This is a genomic window from Ectobacillus soli, from assembly GCF_042610425.1.
Taxonomy (GTDB): Bacteria; Bacillota; Bacilli; order Bacillales; family Bacillaceae_G; genus Ectobacillus.
The window spans coordinates 648,811-669,162 of record NZ_JBGJZM010000001.1 but is presented as its reverse complement, the minus strand read 5'-3'; the positions used below and the strand labels follow the sequence as shown (position 1 = coordinate 669,162).

The window sequence follows — 20,352 nt, the reverse complement described above, 5'->3', positions numbered from 1 at the left end:
TTCACAAAAACTATAACAAAAGGTGATGCTCTATACTATTATTATTTGCTAGTTTGTTGCTTTTTATCTTTTGGAAGGATCACATTCAAGATCACTCCAACAATAGCTGCAAGCGCCATCCCTTGGACTTGGAACGATGCACCAATCTTAAGAACCGCTCCTCCAATTCCAAGGACTAAAATTACAGACGAAATCATTAGATTACGTTTGTCTCCAAAATCGACTTTCTCATCTACCATCATGCGCAATCCACTAGAAGCGATAACCCCGAACAAGAGGATACTAATTCCTCCCATTACGGAAGTTGGAATACTACTAATTAGTGCAGATATTTTCCCAACGAAGCCGAATACGATTGCCATAAGCGCAGCCCCGACGAATACATACACACTATATGCACGTGTAATAGCAAGTACTCCGATATTTTCACCATATGTTACACTTGGCGGACCACCAAGGAAAGACGCGATGATTGTTGCTAAGCCATCTCCCAATAAAGAGCGATGTAAGCCTGGATTTTCAAATAAATCACGTTCAATAATACTCCCGAGAACTACTTGGTGACCGATATGTTCTGATATTGTTACTACCGCTATCGGTACCATAAGGAGCGCTATTTCCCATGTAAATGATGGCGTATAGTTTACAAAAGGAATAACAAAGTTCGGAACAGAGAACCACTTTGCTGCATAAACAGGCTGTAGGTCAACTAATCCCTGAAAATAAGCAAATATGTAACCGCCAATAATACCGATTAACACTGGAATAACCCCTAAGAAACCTCGACCAAAGATAGAAAGTATAATCGTGATTGCAAGAGTAACGAGTGCAACAATAAAGTGAGTCGCACTATATTTTCCATCAGCTGTATTCATTGCCATATTTACTGCTGTTTGTGCAAGTGATAACCCTATTACCATAATAACAGGTCCTACAACAATCGGGGGAAGTAACTTGATAATCCAATCGGATCCTGACTTTTTAATGATAATCGCAACAATTGCATAGACAAGACCTGCTAGAAAACTTCCTACCATGGCATATCCAGGACCTCCCGCTGCCTTAGCTGCAATAATCGGAGCAATAAAAGCGAAAGATGAGCCAAGATAGGATGGCATTTGACCTTTTGTTATAATCAAAAATGTTAACGTACCGATTCCGCTAGTAACGAGTGCAACGGCTGGTGATAGCCCTGTTAAAAATGGAACGAGCACTGTAGCACCAAACATGGCAAATAAATGTTGAATGCTAAGAAAGATCCACTTAGATGGGCTTGGAACGTCATGGATGTCTAATACTGGTTTTTGCATAATTATTCTCCTCCTACGCGAAATACGAAAGTACCAATTCAGGTATAATGTATTGCGAATTTATCTTTGCATGAGTGTAGTGATAATAAAAAAACTCTTTATGCTAGCTGCACAAAGAGTCATACTTGCCCCTACTTATCCATAGGAAAGCACGACCCTTTAGCAGTCTCTCTGGACTACAATTAAAAGGGTTCTTTATCATAAATACTTACTTTTTCAATCGCATCTACTTCCGAAAGATCAACTTCGATTCTTTCGTTTTTTGAAGTGGGGATATTTTTCCCAATATAATCTGCCCGAATGGGAAGCTCACGATGACCACGATCTACTAAAACGGCAAGCTGTATTTGAGAAGGCCGCCCAATGTCCATAATAGCATCAAGTGCCGCTCTTACGGTTCTTCCTGTATATAACACATCATCAACCAAAATGATTTTCTGATTTGTGATAGAAACTGGAATATCAGACCCTTTTACCAGTGGCTCATGATCTTTCGATTGCAATGTTAAATCATCTCTGTACATGGTAATATCAAGTTCACCAACCGGAATAGAAGTTCCTTCAATCTGTTCAATGCGCTGTGCTAATCGTTTAGCAAGAAAAATTCCTCTTGTTTTAATTCCTACTAGGACGCATTGCTCTACGCCTTTATTGTGTTCTACGATTTCATGACTAATACGAATAAGTGCTCTTCGTATCATCTGCTCATCTAGTACAACTGCCTTTTCTTTCATACATTCACCTCCATTGTAAACATCATGTGAGTGGGAGGACATAAAAAAAACCTTCCCGCCGTGCGAGAAGGTTTTTGGATATAGATAAAGGTCACCTAATCCAGTTTATCCGTCTCCTTCTCAACCTCACGGGGCTGTGTTAAAGGACTTATTTAACTGTTATTAGTATGCCAATTTTTTCGACAAATGTCAAGATGATTTGCGTAAGTAATCAAGTGCATCTTCAAAATCTTGTGGAAGCGGTGCTTCAAATTCTAGGTACTCCCCAGTTCTTGGATGTATGAAACCTAGAATTCCTGCATGAAGAGCTTGCCCATTAATGTCCAACGTTTTCTTTGGCCCGTATTTCGGATCACCTGCTAGCGGATATCCAATATACTTCATATGAACGCGGATTTGATGTGTCCGTCCAGTTTCAAGTCTACATTCAATGAATGTATAGTCACGAAACCGTTGAATCACATGAAAATGGGTAACTGCATGCTTTCCATTTTCCTCAACTGTCATACTTTGCCGATCGTTCTTATCTCTTCCAATGGGTGCATCTATCGTTCCCGTTTCATGTTCAATCACACCATGAACAATAGCTTTATACCGTCTTGTTACCGTTTTGGCTACAAGCTGATTTACAAGCGACTCATGAGCTAAATCATTTTTAGCTATCATTAACAAACCAGATGTGTCTTTATCAATACGATGCACAATTCCCGGTCTCATCACACCATTGATTCCAGATAAATCCTTACAATGATACAATACACCGTTGACAAGCGTGCCAGTTGTATGACCATTTGCGGGATGCACAACCATTCCACGAGGCTTATTAACGACAATTACATCAGAATCTTCATAATAAATATCTAAATCCATCTTTTGTGGAACGACATCCAATGGCTCCGGATCAGGAACATGTACGATAATTTCGTCACCTGTTTTTACTTTGTAATTTCCCTTTACTGGTGTACCGTTAACGGTAACAATCCCTTCTTTAATCCATTGTTGTACTTGAGAACGTGACCATTCTTCATTTACACTCGCAAGTACTCTGTCAATTCGTTCCCCATTCTGTTCCTCTACTGCTGTTAGTTGTATTGTTTCTGCCATTTATTCTTGCTCCTTCGCTTTCTTCCCTTCCATCAGCGTCTGTATAAACAAAAGAGCTACGCCGATACAGAGTGAGGAATCCGCCACATTAAATACTGGAAAATTGTATGAAAAGATATACGTGTGAATGAAGTCTACAACTTCTTTCCGAAATACACGATCTATAAAGTTTCCTAACGCTCCTCCTAAAATAAGCCCAAGTGCAACGCCAAGAAGCTTATCACGTTTTCCAAATTTCTTCAGGTAATATACAATCGCAATCACAAACACAATAGTAATTAAGTAAAAAAACCACATTTGATTTTGCAACATTCCCCATGCTGCTCCTCTATTTCGATGAGAAGTTATGTATAACACGTCTTGAATAATCGATATACTATCCCCATATTCCATATACGTTACAATAAGCCATTTCGTAAATTGATCTACTAAGATGACCGCTAGAGCAATGCCATAATATATCATAATTTCTCCCCCACAGTGACAGTGTACCTCAAAATTTTAGCATAGCTAGTCTATTTATACAATGAACGAGACAACAAAGTATGTTGTAAAGCTGAAAAATAGAAAAGTGAAACAAATGGATAAGATTCCATTACATTTCACTTCTTAGCAAAGTAGCTATAGAAAAAAATTCCTACATACCGTTTAAGTTCGTAATACTTCATATGAAAAATCTTGCATACAACGTGCCGTAGGTAGAATACGAAGCTGTTCGAGTGTGAGCCTTTCTCCTGTTTCTTCACAAATGCCATACATACCGATATCTAGTTTAAAGAGAGCACGCTCAATATCTGCTAAATCCGCTTGCACATTGTGAATCACAATTTTTTTCTTACGTGCTTCCTCACTGTTTACAGTCGCTAACTCTTCTCCCCATTCATAGCGATATACCGATTGATTTTCACACGCTAACCTAGCCTTAAGCTCATGTTTCATGTATTCAAGTTCACGTTTCATATCGTGGTACATATACGCTGCACTCCCTCCATCAACTCTCGAGTGTAACGTTAGTATCTCCGAAAATAATATGGAATACGAGCCACACTTTTTTCCTTTTGAGGGAATTTCAAAGCCAAATAAAAGAAGCTACCTGTTGGTAGCTTCTTAACTTTAACAAATCATGTATTACTTTATTTCACATAATTCTCATTCACAACAGTTGCGCATCGATCACATAGTGTTGGATGCTCATGATTATGTCCAACAGTTGGGCTCACAATCCAGCAGCGTTCACATGTTTCGCCTTCTGCCTGTTTCACAAGTACAGCTGTACGTTCGAATCGTTGTGCATGTGACGGGGCATCGTCAATTAAGCCTGCCACACTAAATTCAGAAACGATAAATAGTTGCTTCAAATCTTCTGTAATGGATGCTAACAATACTTGCATATCCTTTGTTGGATATAAGGTAATGCTCGCATTTAATGATTTACCAATTACCTTTTCATTACGTGCCGTTTCCAATGCTTTTAATACATCGTTACGCAACAGCATAAATGCATCCCATTTTTCCATAAGTACTTCACTGTTTTCTACTTTCAATGTTTCAGGCATATTAGTAAGCTGTACACTTTCTTCTGTAACGCCTGGTACATACGCCCACACTTCATCAGCTGTATGCGATAAAATTGGACTCGTTAGCTTTGTAAGCGCTACAAGGACTTTATATAATACCGTTTGAATTGCACGACGATCAGGATGATCTGTTGCTTCAATATACAAAATGTCCTTTGCGAAATCTAAATAGAACGAACTTAAATCAATCGTACAGAAATTATGCACAGAGTGGAAAATTTCTGCAAACTCATACGTTTCATATGCTTCCTTTGTTTTCTCAATCAACACATTTAGTTTAGCAAGCATATAACGATCTACTTCACGTAGGTGCTCAGTTGGAACTTCATTAGCTACTGGATCAAAATCAAACAAATTACCTAATAAGAAACGGAATGTATTTCTAATTTTACGATATACTTCCGCAACTTGTTTTAAAATATCATCTGAAATACGGACATCTGCTTGATAATCAACGGAAGCAACCCATAAACGTAAAATATCTGCACCAAGTTGATCCATAATTTTTTTAGGAGCTACGATGTTACCAAGTGATTTGCTCATCTTACGACCTTCACCGTCTAGTACGAAACCATGGCTGAGTACTCCCTTATACGGTGCCTTACCAGTGACGGCTACGGCGGTAGATAATGAAGAGTTGAACCATCCACGATATTGGTCGGAGCCTTCTAAATACAAATCAGCTGGACGTTGTAAATCCTCACGTTCTACTAATACTGCTTGATGAGAAGAACCAGAATCAAACCAAACATCCATAATGTCTGTTTCTTTTCTGAAAATACCATTTGGACTAGATGGGTGTGTAAATCCTTCTGGAAGTAAATCCTTCGTTTCACGTTCAAACCATACATTCGATCCGTGTTCACGGAATAAATTCGATACGTGAGTGATTGTTTCATCCGTAATAATCGGATCTCCATTTTCAGCATAAAAAACTGGAATCGGAACACCCCAAGCACGTTGACGAGAAATACACCAATCTCCGCGATCACGTACCATATTGAATAATCTTGTTTCACCCCATGCTGGTACCCATTTCGTTTCTTGAACCGCCTGCAATAATTCTTCTCGGAAAGCAGCAATAGATGCAAACCACTGTGCTGTCGCACGGAAAATAATTGGTTTTTTCGTTCTCCAATCATGCGGATAAGAGTGTGTAAAGAATTGAAGCTTTAATAATGCGCCAACTTCTTCTAATTTTTCAGTAATAACTTTATTAGCTTTATCATAGAACAAGCCTTCAAATCCCGGTGCTTCTGCTGTTAAACATCCTTTATCGTCAACCGGACATAATACGTCTAAACCGTATTTTTGGCCGACAATAAAGTCATCCTCCCCGTGTCCAGGTGCTGTATGAACGCAGCCCGTACCAGCATCTGTTGTTACATGCTCTCCAACCATAACGAGAGAATCTCGGTCGTAGAAAGGATGCTTTGCAACGACATATTCGAGGTCAGACCCTTTTACCGTTTTTACAATTTCTGTTTCTTCCCATTCAAGAGTTTTCGTTACTTCTTCTAAAAGTGCTGATGCAACAATAAATTTTGCATCGTTTACTTTTACAACGCTATACTCTAAATCTGGATGTACTGAAATACCAAGATTAGCAGGAATTGTCCATGGTGTTGTCGTCCAAATGATGAATTGCTCATCCCCATCTAACACACCTTTCCCATCCTTTACATGAAAGGCTACATAAATAGAAGCTGACTTTTTGTCTTTGTATTCGATTTCAGCTTCTGCAAGAGCAGATTCACTCGTAGGAGACCAATAAACTGGTTTTAGTCCTTTGTAAATATAGCCATGCTTCGCCATTTCACCAAACACAAGAATTTGTTGTGCCTCATATTCAGGTTTTAATGTGATATAGGGGTTATGCCAATCGCCTCGAACACCAAGTCGCATAAATTGCTCACGTTGCCGATCAACTTGTTCATATGCATATTCCGCACAAAGCTTACGAAATTCTGCAACAGACATTTCCTTCCGCTTTACCCCTTTATTCGTAAGCGCTTGTTCAATCGGTAATCCGTGGGTATCCCAGCCTGGTACATATGGCGCACAATAGCCACTCATGGATTTATAGCGTACAATAAAATCTTTTAATACCTTATTTAAAGCATGCCCCATATGAATATCACCGTTTGCATAAGGAGGTCCATCATGCAACACGAATAGCGGTCTTCCTTTTGTATGCTCTTGCACCTTTTTATACATATTTATTTCAGCCCACTGCTCTTGCATTGCTGGCTCGCGCTTTGGTAAATTACCACGCATTGGGAAATCAGTTTTCGGCATTAATAGTGTGTCCTTGTACTCCATTTGTTTCATTCCTCCTTAATAATTTTGACAAAAACAAAAAAAGACCAACACATCCCAAAAAGGGACGAGAAGGTCTCCCGCGGTACCACCCTTGTAGACTAAACCAGTCCACTCAATATTCGTAACGTGAATATACGCCAAAGCTTACTTGGTTCAGCCTGGAACTCCAGGGTGATATTCCTTCTTTTTCCGTATCTCGAGCTTCCACCAACCTCGATTCGCTTTATACAGAGAAAAAGAAGTACTCGTCCCTATCATCGTTTTTATCGAAAGTATTTGTTATAGAATTATATGTAATTATGAGTAAAACGTCAAGATTACATTGAATCTCCTTGTTTGACAAAACCTGCTTCTTGTTCTAATTCCATTAGGGTATCCCAGTCATCATTATTTAACATATCTAATTGTGCTTCTAATAGCATGCGGAATCTTGTACGGAAAACCTTGGATTGTTTCTTTAATTCATCAATATCAAATGTTACCTTACGTGATTTCACTAATGCTTCGTTTATGATTCGATCTGCATTCTTTTCAGCCTCACGAATAATGAGTTTTGCCTCTTTTTGAGCATTCCTCTTCACATCTTCAGCAGCTTCTTGTGCAATGATAATTGATTTATTTAAAGTATCTTCAATACTAGAAAAATGACCGAGCTTCTGCTGCAATTCTTCGACTTGATCCTCTAACTTTTTCTTCTCACGAATAATGAGCTCATAATCTTTAATTACTTGATCAAGAAACTCATTTACTTGATCTTCGTCGTATCCACGAAAGCCACGGTTAAATTCTTTATTATGAATATCCAATGGTGTTAAGGGCACGAACGCCACCTCCACGTAGTTATATAGAATTACACTTTAAAGGATTGTTCGACACGATCAGAACAATTTCCTCTGAAAATGTATTAATTTCGCAAACCAAAAACAATTTTCCATTTATCTCGTTTCGATTTTCCACCGATTTCCATCAATTTGCTTCTACCATAACCTCGTGCTGATATAACATCTCCTTCTCGACACTCAAAAGAAGGATGCTCAACCACTTTCCAATTTACTTTTACAAGTCCACTTTTGATGAGTAGCTGCAGCTTTTGCCTAGATACGTGAAACATTTCAGAAGCTAACGCATCTAGACGTAATGACGAAACCGTTCCTGCCTTCTCTATCCACTCTTCCCTACTCAAAATTAAATCACTAAGAGGAATCGTAGCTACTGTTACCGATGCTTTACCAATTGTCTGCAAATTAGTTTGGAGATAGGAAGCAACTTCTTCCTCAACTACAAGCTGAATCGTATCATCCTGCAATAGTATATCCCCAAATTTCTCACGCTTTAGTCCGAGTGACATAAGTGTTCCTAACACTTGTCTATGCTCAATTGTATAAAACTTAGAAGCATATTGAATCGATAAAGCCTGAAGAGAAAAATCATTTTCCTCAGGTGCTATATAAGAAGGACAAATAGTAGCTCGTTTTCGCTCAGCAAATAGAGAACCCCCAAAAAAATGAACAATTGCGTCGGCATTACTACCTACAATAGTGTTTATAATGCTTTGCTCTCTCGGATCAAGGAAATCTGTCAACTTTGATTTCTGATAGAATTCAGCCGCTTCCTTCCATTCCAGTACCTTATCAACAAAGATAGCTTCTTCTGGACGGAAGTGTTCGTAAATGCTCATCTGTCAATCACCCTAAAAACATTGTTAAGATTCGATCTAACCCAGATTGAGCAAAACGAAGTACAATAATAGCTACGATAGGTGAAATATCAATCATTCCAATTGCTGGTATAATTCGGCGAAACGGCTCTAAAAATGGTTCACAAATACGGGCAAGGAAAACACCGAAAGCAGATTCTCTAGCGCTCGGTAACCAAGATAGAAAGATATAAACGATTAATGCATAGTAATAAACGCTAAAGAGGGTCATTATTACGTCGCGAATGATATACATGAAGGTTTACCACCTCTTTACATTTGAATTTTCTTCTTCTCCTAATAACTCGGTAATTGCTCCCACAATATCAACATTTTCTGGAGTACAAATAAATGTTTTTACGCCAAGCTTTTGAATATCCCCACCAATTGCATACACTGTCCCGCTTAAAAAATCTACTATTCGTAGCGCCTGATCATTAGCCATCCGTTGCAGATTAATGACAACAGCACGTCTGCTTTTTAACTGGTCTGCAATGCCTTGTGCTTCTGAATACGTTCGCGGTTCAAGTAAAACAACTTTCGAAGAACTCTTTCCTTTATCAATACTAACTACATTTTGTTTTTGCACATTTTTTTGAATAGGTAACTCGTCATCCACTGGTTGCTGTCTCTCCATTTCGAACTGCTTGTGCTCCTCTAGCTCCTCATTTGTGTCAAAGAAAAAATCTTTCACCTTTGACCAACTCATGTATTTCCCTCCTCAACGATCTCAAGCGACCAATATCGTTCCTAACCGTATAAAAGTTGCTCCCTCTTCAATAGCAATTGTGTAGTCGTTTGACATACCCATCGATAATTCTGTGCAAGGAGCATATGGCAGGTGCAACGCATGTATTTCGGATTGAATGCTCTTTAAAGCATGGAAACATGAACGAATCTCATCCTCATTATTCGTATAAGGTGCCATTGTCATAAGTCCGACAACATTTATTTTATCATAAGCTTCCAATTCCTTCACAAACAAAATTGCTTCTTGTGGATTTAGACCATGCTTAGACTCTTCTGATGAGGTTTTCACCTGCACGAAACAACGAATGGTTTTCTCAGCTCGTTTTTGAATTTCTTCTGCCAACGAAATACGATCAAGCGAATGTAAGTAATCAATCTTATTTATAATCTCTTTTACTTTTCTTGTTTGAAGCGATCCAATATAATGCCAACTCGCTTCGTGACCAAAGACTTCATGTTTATGCAAAAAACCTTCTACGCGATTTTCTGCTAAATGTGTTAATCCTGCATGGAGTACTTCCTTTGTTTTTTCATCCCCTACCGTTTTTGTTACAGCTATAATTGTAACCTCACTAGATAAGCGATTTACTTTTTTGCATGCCTGTTCAATTTCATGTGTCACATGTTCTAAATGATTTAATACTGTCAACGGTCATACCCCTCCTTAAAACCGATAAAACTCATCATACGTCCTGTTTTTCCACCGTCACGTCTATGTGAAAAAAACAAATCTTTTTCACAGCTCGTACAAAGAGAGGAAACAGCTATGTTTTGATCGGGTATACCCGCTTGCAGTACTAACTGACGATTTATTTCCTTTAAATTGATAGCATACTGTCCAGCTGATACAACTTTATGCGGCACAGGATTCCGCATCGTTTTTTGAATAGAATCTAATACTCGGTCATCGACAACATAGCAACAATCTCCTATAGACGGTCCTATAGCAACGTTTATGTTAGTAAGAGGAACTTGCTCATCCTCTCCCCATTTTCGAATCATCTCCAGTGCAATTCCCTTTGCAGTGCCTTTCCAGCCAGCATGAGCTAGTCCAATGAGATGATGGGATGGGGCATAGAAATATAGGGGAACACAGTCCGCATAACAGGATGTTAACAACACGTTTTCCTGCGTTGTATAAATTCCATCTGTGCCAGGAATGCCATCTTCAAATTGAAATACACCTTTACCCTTGTCTTCATTTTCTACTTTTTGCACATGATTATCATGAACCTGTACTGAGCAAACCCATGATTCTAAAGGAAAAGTTAGTTTTTCTGAAAGGATTCGACGATTTTCCTGAACAACTTCTGGACGATCCTGCACGTGCAATCCAACATTTAAAGAATGATAAGGATATTCGCTCACTCCACCTTTACGTGTCGTGAAGCCTGCTGTGACTCCGGCCCAATTTTCAATGTACAATATGCCGTCCTTATTTTGAAATGGTTCATACATAATATAACGGCTCCTTATTTCAGCATAAAAAAGCATGGTGTTTGTTGTCTATTTTACCATACTTTTATTTTTCCATAATGACAATATAAAATAAAGAGGAATTTGCATTATTTTTCAGGAAAATGTCGTAGGTACAGCAGGATTTATAGACGTTTCACTTATCTGCATGCGAACAAGAATCACATCTTCTCCAATTTTCACAATTTGGCGCCACGGAATCGTAATTTCGTCCTCTTTTCGCAATAGTCCTAGCATTTTCCCTTGCTTACCAATAATAATTGCTTGAATTTTCCCAGTAATAACGTCGATATCAATATCCCCAATGTTTCCAAGTTTTTTTCCATCAAATACATTTACTACATCTTTCGATTGGAAATCTGAAATTCGTATCATGAGCATCCTCTCCTTTGTAATCAGTATATGATACAAGTTCATACCATATGAAAAAGAAAAACCGTTAATGAGCCAACGTAACATAGCTCATTAACGGTCTATCCCTGAAGCCGATTAGATATAAAGCCGGTCGTACATGATAAATTGGTGACGTAGTAAAACCTTATTGATCTTTATTGAATAGATTTATTCATTTGTTTAATTGCTGATTTTTCTAGACGAGAGACTTGTGCTTGAGAAATACCGATTTCTTCAGCAACCTCCATTTGCGTTTTTCCTTGAAAAAAACGTTTTCGAATAATCATCTTTTCTCGTTCGTTTAAACGTTTCATCCCCTCTTTTAACGCAAGCTCTTCCACCCACTGCTCATCCTTTTGTTTATCATCACTGAGCTGATCCATAACAAAAATCGGATCTCCCCCATCATTATAAATTGGCTCAAACAACGAGACAGGATCTTGGATAGCATCTAAAGCAAAAACAACTTCTTCATGCGTAACGCCAAGTACCTTTGCAATATCCATTGCGGTAGGCTCTTTAGAATGTTTTGAAATAAGCCTTTCTCGCACTTGTAGTGCTTTATATGCGATATCACGTAAGGAACGAGAAACGCGAATCGGATTATTATCACGTAAATATCTTCGTATCTCTCCAATAATCATTGGTACAGCATATGTGGAAAATTTAACATTTTGACCTAAGTCAAAGTTATCAATGGATTTCATAAGGCCGATACAGCCAACTTGAAACAAATCGTCAACAAATTCTCCCCTGTTGTTAAATCGTTGGATGACGCTTAGTACAAGACGTAAATTTCCGTTAACGAGTTTTTCTCTCGCGGTCGTTTCTCCCGATTGCATTTCCTGGAATAATCTGCGCATCTCATCGTTTTTAAGCACTGGAAGTTTCGATGTGTCTACGCCGCAAATTTCTACCTTGTTTCGTGTCAATGGATTCCCTCCTACTGGGAGTTGCTGTACAGAGTAAAGTATCTCCTTTGAAGGGAATTTTATGCACGAGTATAATTAGACCATTTTATTAAATTCTTTGCGTAATCGTTTAATGATTCGTTTCTCCAAACGCGAAATGTAAGACTGCGATATTCCTAGCATGTCAGCTACATCTTTCTGTGTTTTTTCTTCACCGCCATCTAACCCGAAGCGAAGCTCCATAATTTGTTTTTCCCTCTCATTAAGTTGATGAAGAGCCTTTAATAATAGATGACGATTCACATTTGCCTCCAAATCCTTTGTGATAATATCGTCCTCTGTACCAAGCACGTCTGATAACAAGAGTTCGTTTCCGTCCCAGTCGATATTTAATGGTTCATCAAAAGACACTTCAGAACGGTTTTTGTTATTTCGGCGAAGATGCATTAATATCTCATTCTCAATACACCGAGAAGCATAAGTTGCTAATTTAATCTTCTTCTCCGGATTAAATGTATTTACAGCTTTAATAAGCCCAATTGTTCCTATACTTATTAAATCTTCAATGTTTATTCCTGTGTTTTCAAACTTTCTAGCAATGTAGACGACAAGGCGTAAATTTCTCTCAATGAGAAGAGCACGTGCCGTTTCATCACCAGTTGGAAGCTTTTGTAGTAATACTTCTTCTTCTTCCTTTGTTAAAGGGGGTGGGAGCGCTTCACTTCCGCCAATATAGAAGATTTCATCGGTCTTAATTCCAAGCTTACGTAATATTTTATACAGTAGATACATAAGTTTCAGTTTTCGTTTTCCCATATGGTTTCCCCCTTACTATCTTGTTATGCAGTTGTCGACAGTAGCATTTTCGGATGTAAAATACATGCGTACTCATTGTCAGAAGACAATTTTGTATGATTAATACCTACGAAAACATTTGTAACGGAAACCATCTCTCCATCTTTGCAAACTCTAACTTTATCTGGCTTTACTGCTACTAGTAACTGATCCTTCTGACCAATACCTCGGTATGGAATAATCCGAACACGCTTCATCCAATCTACATGTTCTTCATAATCATAGAAAAGCTCTGTAACTTGTTTTGACTGTTCCAGGAGCCACTCCGGAAAAAGGCTTCTTGCCGTCTGTGCCTCTACAATCATAACTGGTGTCCTTGAAATAGGATCGTATAATTGATTCCCATTATCAATCAATCCCTTTAGATGTAACTGAATTCCGTTTATGGTAACTTCTACATCAACAATTTGATCATAACGTATATTTGTCAATTCAATATCAGCAATTCTCTGTTTTGAAAAATAATAAATCACAGGAAAACCAATCAAAACAAATAGCCAACTAATCGGATCACCAAAAGATGTTTGTTTAGCCATTACACTTTGTAAAACGCTATCCTGTATAAAGAAATGTAGTCCAATTAATCCTCCACCTACCATAAAGGTAACGAAATAAAACATACACAATGCTGTAAAAAAAGTACGAATACGTGTAAAACCAAATGTCGCATATACAATAAGAATGGAAAAAAGAAGCTTACTTATAGGATGAGTAAATAGAAATGCTACAGGCGTTAGAGCAAATATAACGAGGATGGATCCAAGGAGTGATCCACAAAGAAGTCTCCATTTTTTTACTTTTTTCTTTAAAATTACTGCAGTGAGAAGCAAAAGAAGGTAGTCAATGCACAGATTAAGAAGCCAAACAACATCCGCGTAAACAACCAAATGCTCACCTCTTACATCTTGAGATAGGGTTCAAACTGCCTAGTATAACAGGATAAAATTAGTATAATGCATTTACAATGTGAAAGTCTGTCAATTCTTGTTGTGATTTTATTTGTTATTTTGGTACTTCTAGCCACATCCTGTCAGTATGGTAAAGTAAAGCAGACTAGCCCATGAAGCTAGAGGAAAATATTTGTAAACCAAAAAAAGCTGACAGATGTCAGCTTTTTTTGGTTTACATTATCGTCTACGACGATTTCGTAAAAATGCAGGAATATCAATATCTTCTACTTGAGGACTCCGCTCAGCAGGCTCTTCCCGGCTTTCTTCACGTGTTTTCACTTCTGGTTTTGCTTGTTGTGTTGAAGTACTACTTGGTCTTGCCATAGGCTTAGGAAGCTGGACAGCCAGGTTGTCATCAAATCCTGTCGCGATTACAGTTACGATAATTTCGTCCTTCAAATTCTCATTAATAACAGAACCGAAAATCATATTCACTTCCGGATCAGATGCAGAAGCTACAATATCTGCTGCTTCTTGTACTTCATACAAGCTTAAATTTGTTCCACCTGTAATATTCATAAGCACACCTTGTGCGCCATCGATTGACGTTTCTAGCAAAGGGCTGGAAATAGCTTTTTTTGCAGCTTCTGTTGCTCGATTTTCACCCGTTCCAATACCAATTCCCATTAATGCAGATCCTTTGTTTGACATAATTGTTTTTACATCTGCAAAATCTAAATTAATAAGACCTGGAACAGCGATTAAATCTGATATACCTTGTACCCCTTGACGCAACACATTATCCGCTTCACGGAATGCTTCCAACATAGGTGTATTTTTATCTACAATTTCTAATAAGCGGTCATTTGGAATAACGATGAGTGTATCTACATTTTCTTTTAAAGCGGCAATTCCGGATTGTGCTTGTGTGGCACGTTTACGACCTTCAAATGTAAAGGGACGTGTAACAACACCTACCGTTAATGCCCCTAATTCCTTTGCAACTTGAGCGATAACAGGAGCTGCACCTGTCCCGGTTCCGCCGCCCATACCAGCCGTAACAAATACCATATCTGCTCCACGCAATGCTTCTTGAATTTGTTCTTTTGTCTCTTCAGCAGCTTTTTTTCCTACTTCAGGATTTGCTCCTGCCCCTAACCCCCGAGTTAGCTTACCACCAATTTGCATCTTTGTTTCGGCTTTTGATAAATTTAAAGCTTGGGAATCTGTATTAACAGCGATAAAATCTACTCCTTGTACACCGTGCTCAATCATACGATTTACAGCATTGTTTCCGCCGCCACCTACACCAATAACTCTAATATTTGCTAATTGATCCTGAGTAGTATCAAATTCTAACATATCAAAATCCCCCTAGAACCTCAATTTTCTTGTATGCATCTAATCCCATAAGTAGCGGATAACTTTTTTCACTTTATTAATCATACGATCCTCATCACGCGGTTTAGACTTAGCCGGTGGTTGCGAAACTGGTACAGGCGTACGACGTTCAAAACTATCTAAATTTTCATGAATTTCCTTGCCTTTCATCTTCGCCTTTTGATATGCATTTCGAATAAGTCCAACACCAATTGTATATTGTGGTTCACGAACACCAATATAGTCAGGAATAGCAATTCGAACATTTTCTTGTAGAATTTCTTGAGCTAAATCGAGTACACCAGGCATTGCAGCTACTCCGCCCGTTAACACATATCCACTCGCCAATTGCTTCACACCTGATTTTTCCAGTTCTTTTCTAATAAATAAAAATATTTCTTCTAAGCGAGCTTCTATGACTTCTGCAAGTTCAGCTTGCGTACACTGTAACGTATGGTCACTCCCCATAATAGGAACAGTAAACATCTCTTCCTCAGAGGCTGCTTCAGCAAACGCATGTCCATATTTAATTTTTACTTTTTCTGCATTTTCAGTAGAGGTCTTAAAACAAATGGTAATATCTTTTGTAATATGCTCTCCACCTATAGGAATGACATTCGTAGATTGCAAGATTCCTTCTTGAAATACAGAAACGGTTGTACAACCACCGCCAATATCTACTAAAGCGATTCCCATATTCTTTTCATCTGGAGAAAGGGCTATAGTAGCTGCAGCTAATGGTTGCAATGATATGTCAACAATTTCAAGTCCTGCCCGTTCTACGCAACGAAGCAAATTATGTAGTAAAGTTTTAGCCCCTGTAACGAGTGTTCCTTCCATTTCGAGACGAACACCAATCATACCGCGCGGATCATTAATTTCATCTAATCCATCTACGATAAACTGTCTTGGAATTACGTCTATAATTTCACGTTCTGGCACAATCGAAACAACTTGTGCAGCATCAATTACACGTAATACATCTTCGTTCTCAATTTCACGGTTTTCATTCGATACAGCAACTACACCATGACAATGATGAAGCTGTACTTGATTTGCGCCGATTCCAACAACAACACGGTGAATGTCCATTCCGACCATTCGTTCTGCTTGCTCAATCGCTTTTTTAATCGTTTGTACAGTCTCATCTATGTCAACAATAGAGCCCTTTTTTAATCCATTTGATTTTGCAGTTCCGACACCAATAATATTAAGTGTTTCATTTACCATTTCGCCAATGATAACTTTAACATGGGATGTACCGATGTCAAGACTAACATACATTTCATTGCTGTTCATACCTTGGCACCTCCTTTTTAATTTATATCATCCATAGAGTTTTATTTGAACGCCTTTCGTCGCTTATATATAAGAAAAATATTCAACATTATCATACATATCCCTTTTTTTGCAAGCATATTTTTCTTATTTTTGTTTCGAAAGCATTCTTTTTGCCAATAATAATTGTCGTATCACAGCAATAGTTAAAACGAATACTACTTCAAAAGCGAATAATACCACTATATATAAGTCTACACCAAGATGTACTCCTAGAAAAGCTAAACTTATAGCAAAGATTATATTAAAAAACAATCAAAAAAAGGTATCTACCTCCGTAGTCGTCTTTGTTTACAAAATACAAGATAGAATACGCATAAGGTTGTTTCCAACAGTATAAATTCGAATAATTTAGTAACATTTTAATTTATATGCTCAATATAGGCTCCCACTTCCAAATGAATTTGTACCTTATCCCCCGGTTTTAGTTGTTTAATAATAAGTGGATAGGCACCCATTTTTGTTGCAAAATCTTGAACTGTCACACTTACTACATATCCTTGATCCATAAATAAGAGAAGATAATTAGGATCTGTAGAATTAGGAGAAAAATGAATTTCTGAGATGGAACGTACAATGCTAGAATCCAACTTGGCAAGCTCCTTAGAGAGCTGCTGGATGGTGTTTTCATCTTTAAAATCTATAAATAACGGAGCTGCAACAGGAAGTGTGTTCCCTTTTAAAGCTCCTATCGATTTACCATTTTCTAGTATTGGATACAGCGTATTATCCTTTTTTACATATCCAGTTGTTTTATATTCTTCAATTACGATGGCAATCTTATTTGGAAATAGTTTTTTTACAACCGCATTCTTTATTTCGGTTTGCTGTCTTAATTTTTCTTCAGATTGGCTAGCATTAATTCGAAAATAACTCATGTCATAAGTAACACCTGAAAGTGCCATTACATCATTTTTATTTAAGTAGTGATTTCCTTCTACAGAGATATCAGCAATTTTACTAATAGGTGATCGAAAGTAAATGCCAAACATAACAAGCATAAATAAAATAGAAAGATATAGTACAAGTCTACGATTCATTTTTTTTCTCTTTTGTAGTTTTAACTTTGGAACACGGTCCTCAAGCTGAATGACCTTTTTATCCATATTAGCTCCTCCATGTTGGTAACATAAAGAACGGCATGTAACTTCATGCCGTTCTTTTTTGTTCATTATAGCATAACTTGGAAATCGATAAAAATAACTATATTCTTCCTATCATTTCCACTTCTGTATGCATTTCCACACCATATTTCTCCTTAATTGTCCGTTTTACAAAGTCAATTAATTGCAATACATCCGTTGCGGTTGCCCCTCCTGTATTTACAATAAAATTACCATGCATCGGAGAAATTTGTGCTCCGCCAATTTGATATCCTTTCAAACCCGCTCTTTCCACAAGATTTCCTGCATGATTGGGTAACGGGTTACGAAAAATACTTCCTGCACATGGATAATTCCATGGCTGTGTTTCTTTGCGATAGTCTTTGTTTTTTTGCATAACGGAAAAGACTTGCTCCCGGTCACCTTTTGAAAGGGCAAGCTCCGCCTCCAATACAATTCCAGGTCTTTCTTTTTGTAGTATAGACGTTCGGTACGAAAACATAAGTTCTTTATGCGTCAGCCATTCGACGGTACCATCTGCAAATAATATGTGAACTCTTGATACAATTTGTGACATGTCGGATTTATGAGCGCCAGCATTCATATAGATAGCACCACCCACACTTCCAGGTATACCAGAAGCGAATTCTAAACCAGCAAGCCCCTGTTTGCTTATGTTTGTAGCGAGCCGTACTAGCGGATATCCCGCTCCAACGCGAACAATCGTATCTTTTATTTCAAGATGATCCAGTCCTTCGCCAAACTTTAAAACAACTCCCTCTATTCCGTTGTCTGACACAAGTAAATTGGATCCACGACCAATCACCGTCCACTTTATTCCATATTGTTGGATGAGCTTTATTGTTTGTTCAACACTTTCTACGGTGTTTGGTATAACCATAATATCCGCAGGTCCACCAATTTTCATGGTTGTATGTCGAGCGAGCGGTTCACTAGTAAGTATTTTCCCAACATTCGCTTGTTTAAGGTCATTAGCTAATTGTTGCATATTAATCTCCCCCATAAAAATCCTCCATACTCTTATCGTATGCAAGACGTTCACCTAACGTTATTTGTGTACAAGTATCTTCTCTATTTTTCATATACATTTTCTTTTTTATGTAATAGCACGATTCGTACGGAAATACAAAACTTGTAACTTTAGTAAGACACCTATTATCTTAAGAATATCACAAATCCACTCATGAAATAAATGACTCGGAATTACGATACTCGGTTTCGATGGCGCTGTCAACTATCAAAATCATACAAAATTTATTAACTCCCAAGAACAACGGTCATGTACACCAAAAAACCCCTGTTTTACTCAACAGAGGTTTAGAGGCGAGCATGACGACTAATATTTAACAATACACCAATAGCCATTAATGTTAGCGTTAAGCTTGACCCACCGTAACTGATAAAGGGCAATGTAATACCTGTAACAGGAATAAGCCCTGTTACAACCCCTATGTTAATCATAACTTGAACTGCAATCATCGCTACAATACCTACAGCTAAAAATGTTCCATATAAATCAGGTGCTCCCAAAGCAACTCGTACACCTCGCCATAATAGCAAACCAAATAATAGCAAAACAAATGATCCGCCAATAAAGCCAAGTTCTTCAGAAATGATTGCAAAAATAAAATCTGTTTGTGGTTCAGGCAAATAATAAAATTTCTGTCTACTTTGCCCAAGTCCTAGACCAAACAACCCGCCTGGTCCAATAGCAAAGAGTGATTGAATGATTTGAAAACCACTTCCAAGAGGATCAGACCATGGGTCTAAGTAAGAGGTAATCCGTCTCATACGATATGGTGCTGACCAAATTAATCCAACAAACCCTGCTACACCTAACAGACCTAATATAGCAAAATGCATAATTCTAGCTCCTGCAATAAAAATCATGATAATACATGTGCCCACCATAACCGTTCCTGTACCTAAATCTGGTTGTAGCATTATCATGCCAAATGCAAGAAAAACAATGGCGAGTGAGGGAGCTAGCCCTCGAGTGAAGGTCGTAATCGTTTTCTGCCGCTCTGAAAGAAATTTAGAGAGATAAATAATCATTGCAAATTTCATAAATTCAGATGGCTGAATCGAAAATGCTCCAATTCCAATCCAACTCCGTGCCCCTCCTCGTTCCATCCCAATACCAGGAATTAACACAACAATAAGCAACACGAAACATAAGAGCAAAATTGTCAATGCATATTTCCGCCACACCCAATAGTCAATATTCATTATACTAAACATTGCCACGATCCCTAATCCTGCAAACAATAGCTGTCTCTTTGCAAAAAAGAATGGATCATCAAACTTGTAGGACGCCCATACACTACTGGCACTGTATACCATCATCATACCAAACGTCAGTAGCATACAGGTTACCAAAATGATCACAAAATCAGGAGCTTTTTTTGCCTGCAATACGAAACACCTCTTTGCATGTAAGTACATTAGTAGTGTACCTACTCATAGTGCGAGGTTTCTGCAATAATGCTGCC

At 38.1% G+C, this 20,352-nt stretch carries 21 protein-coding genes, 1 pseudogene and 1 other annotated feature; all 22 genes and pseudogenes read right to left on the bottom strand.

Annotated features, from left to right (window positions below; all coding sequences use genetic code 11):
• Window positions 1–41 precede the first annotated feature (41 nt).
• The 22 genes and pseudogenes from ACAN53_RS03530 to spoVE all read right to left on the bottom strand — a co-directional run bounded on the left by ACAN53_RS03530 (window position 42) and on the right by spoVE (window position 20,305).
• Window positions 42–1,313, bottom strand: coding sequence for a solute carrier family 23 protein (locus ACAN53_RS03530; protein ID WP_379970246.1), 1,272 nt, complete (start codon window positions 1,311–1,313; stop codon window positions 42–44).
• A gap of 179 nt (window positions 1,314–1,492) precedes the next feature.
• Window positions 1,493–2,044 carry a bifunctional pyr operon transcriptional regulator/uracil phosphoribosyltransferase PyrR gene (pyrR, locus tag ACAN53_RS03525; protein WP_379967098.1) on the bottom strand — a complete coding sequence of 184 codons (552 nt, stop codon included), beginning with the start codon at window positions 2,042–2,044 and terminating at the stop codon, window positions 1,493–1,495.
• A 189-nt stretch (window positions 2,045–2,233) separates the two neighbouring features.
• Window positions 2,234–3,148, bottom strand: a complete 915-nt coding sequence (locus ACAN53_RS03520) for an RluA family pseudouridine synthase (protein WP_379967095.1) — start codon at window positions 3,146–3,148, stop codon at window positions 2,234–2,236.
• Window positions 3,149–3,613 (bottom strand): signal peptidase II, encoded by a 465-nt coding sequence (gene lspA / locus ACAN53_RS03515; protein ID WP_379967092.1) that lies wholly within the window; start codon window positions 3,611–3,613, stop codon window positions 3,149–3,151.
• A 183-nt stretch (window positions 3,614–3,796) separates the two neighbouring features.
• Complete coding sequence (locus ACAN53_RS03510; protein ID WP_379967089.1) at window positions 3,797–4,120, bottom strand: TraR/DksA C4-type zinc finger protein; 324 nt, start codon at window positions 4,118–4,120, stop codon at window positions 3,797–3,799.
• 161 nt (window positions 4,121–4,281) lie between these two features.
• Window positions 4,282–7,047 carry an isoleucine--tRNA ligase gene (gene ileS, locus ACAN53_RS03505; RefSeq protein WP_379967086.1) on the bottom strand — a complete coding sequence of 922 codons (2,766 nt, stop codon included), beginning with the start codon at window positions 7,045–7,047 and terminating at the stop codon, window positions 4,282–4,284.
• Window positions 7,048–7,104: 57 nt separating this feature from the next.
• Window positions 7,105–7,314 (bottom strand) — a binding site (T-box leader).
• Between the two features lie 50 nt (window positions 7,315–7,364).
• Window positions 7,365–7,868 (bottom strand): DivIVA domain-containing protein, encoded by a 504-nt coding sequence (locus tag ACAN53_RS03500; RefSeq protein ID WP_379967083.1) that lies wholly within the window; start codon window positions 7,866–7,868, stop codon window positions 7,365–7,367.
• Window positions 7,869–7,951: 83 nt separating this feature from the next.
• Window positions 7,952–8,725, bottom strand: a complete 774-nt coding sequence (locus ACAN53_RS03495) for a YlmH family RNA-binding protein (RefSeq protein WP_379967080.1) — start codon at window positions 8,723–8,725, stop codon at window positions 7,952–7,954.
• Between the two features lie 7 nt (window positions 8,726–8,732).
• The gene (locus ACAN53_RS03490; protein WP_379967077.1) at window positions 8,733–8,999 is read right to left on the bottom strand and encodes a YggT family protein; all 267 of its coding nucleotides are present in this window, start codon (window positions 8,997–8,999) and stop codon (window positions 8,733–8,735) included.
• 6 nt (window positions 9,000–9,005) lie between these two features.
• On the bottom strand, window positions 9,006–9,452 hold the full coding sequence (locus ACAN53_RS03485) for a cell division protein SepF (protein WP_379967074.1): 447 nt from the start codon (window positions 9,450–9,452) through the stop codon (window positions 9,006–9,008).
• A gap of 21 nt (window positions 9,453–9,473) precedes the next feature.
• Complete coding sequence (locus tag ACAN53_RS03480; protein ID WP_379967071.1) at window positions 9,474–10,142, bottom strand: YggS family pyridoxal phosphate-dependent enzyme; 669 nt, start codon at window positions 10,140–10,142, stop codon at window positions 9,474–9,476.
• Window positions 10,139–10,951 (bottom strand): peptidoglycan editing factor PgeF, encoded by an 813-nt coding sequence (gene pgeF, locus ACAN53_RS03475; protein WP_379967068.1) that lies wholly within the window; start codon window positions 10,949–10,951, stop codon window positions 10,139–10,141. The genes ACAN53_RS03480 and pgeF overlap by 4 nt, the downstream gene beginning before the upstream one ends.
• Window positions 10,952–11,065: 114 nt before the next feature.
• Entirely contained in the window at window positions 11,066–11,344 is a 279-nt protein-coding gene (locus ACAN53_RS03470; protein WP_379967065.1) for a YlmC/YmxH family sporulation protein, read from the bottom strand.
• A gap of 173 nt (window positions 11,345–11,517) precedes the next feature.
• A complete protein-coding gene (gene sigG / locus ACAN53_RS03465; RefSeq protein WP_379967062.1) occupies window positions 11,518–12,294 on the bottom strand; it encodes an RNA polymerase sporulation sigma factor SigG in 777 nt (258 codons plus the stop codon).
• Between the two features lie 75 nt (window positions 12,295–12,369).
• The gene (gene sigE, locus ACAN53_RS03460) at window positions 12,370–13,089 is read right to left on the bottom strand and encodes an RNA polymerase sporulation sigma factor SigE (protein WP_379967059.1); all 720 of its coding nucleotides are present in this window, start codon (window positions 13,087–13,089) and stop codon (window positions 12,370–12,372) included.
• A 23-nt stretch (window positions 13,090–13,112) separates the two neighbouring features.
• A complete protein-coding gene (gene spoIIGA / locus ACAN53_RS03455) occupies window positions 13,113–14,015 on the bottom strand; it encodes a sigma-E processing peptidase SpoIIGA (protein WP_379967056.1) in 903 nt (300 codons plus the stop codon).
• Between the two features lie 240 nt (window positions 14,016–14,255).
• A complete protein-coding gene (gene ftsZ / locus ACAN53_RS03450; RefSeq protein WP_379967053.1) occupies window positions 14,256–15,380 on the bottom strand; it encodes a cell division protein FtsZ in 1,125 nt (374 codons plus the stop codon).
• A 39-nt stretch (window positions 15,381–15,419) separates the two neighbouring features.
• Window positions 15,420–16,697 carry a cell division protein FtsA gene (gene ftsA / locus ACAN53_RS03445; RefSeq protein WP_379967050.1) on the bottom strand — a complete coding sequence of 426 codons (1,278 nt, stop codon included), beginning with the start codon at window positions 16,695–16,697 and terminating at the stop codon, window positions 15,420–15,422.
• Window positions 16,698–16,823: 126 nt separating this feature from the next.
• Window positions 16,824–16,988, bottom strand: a pseudogene (locus ACAN53_RS03440) (DUF1290 domain-containing protein); the annotation flags it as partial.
• A 110-nt stretch (window positions 16,989–17,098) separates the two neighbouring features.
• Window positions 17,099–17,842, bottom strand: a complete 744-nt coding sequence (locus ACAN53_RS03435; protein WP_379967047.1) for a cell division protein FtsQ/DivIB — start codon at window positions 17,840–17,842, stop codon at window positions 17,099–17,101.
• 97 nt (window positions 17,843–17,939) lie between these two features.
• Window positions 17,940–18,848: a UDP-N-acetylmuramate dehydrogenase gene (gene murB / locus ACAN53_RS03430; protein WP_379970245.1), complete on the bottom strand. Its 909-nt coding sequence runs from the start codon at window positions 18,846–18,848 to the stop codon at window positions 17,940–17,942.
• Window positions 18,849–19,177: 329 nt separating this feature from the next.
• Window positions 19,178–20,305: a stage V sporulation protein E gene (gene spoVE / locus ACAN53_RS03425; protein WP_379967044.1), complete on the bottom strand. Its 1,128-nt coding sequence runs from the start codon at window positions 20,303–20,305 to the stop codon at window positions 19,178–19,180.
• Window positions 20,306–20,352 lie beyond the last annotated feature (47 nt).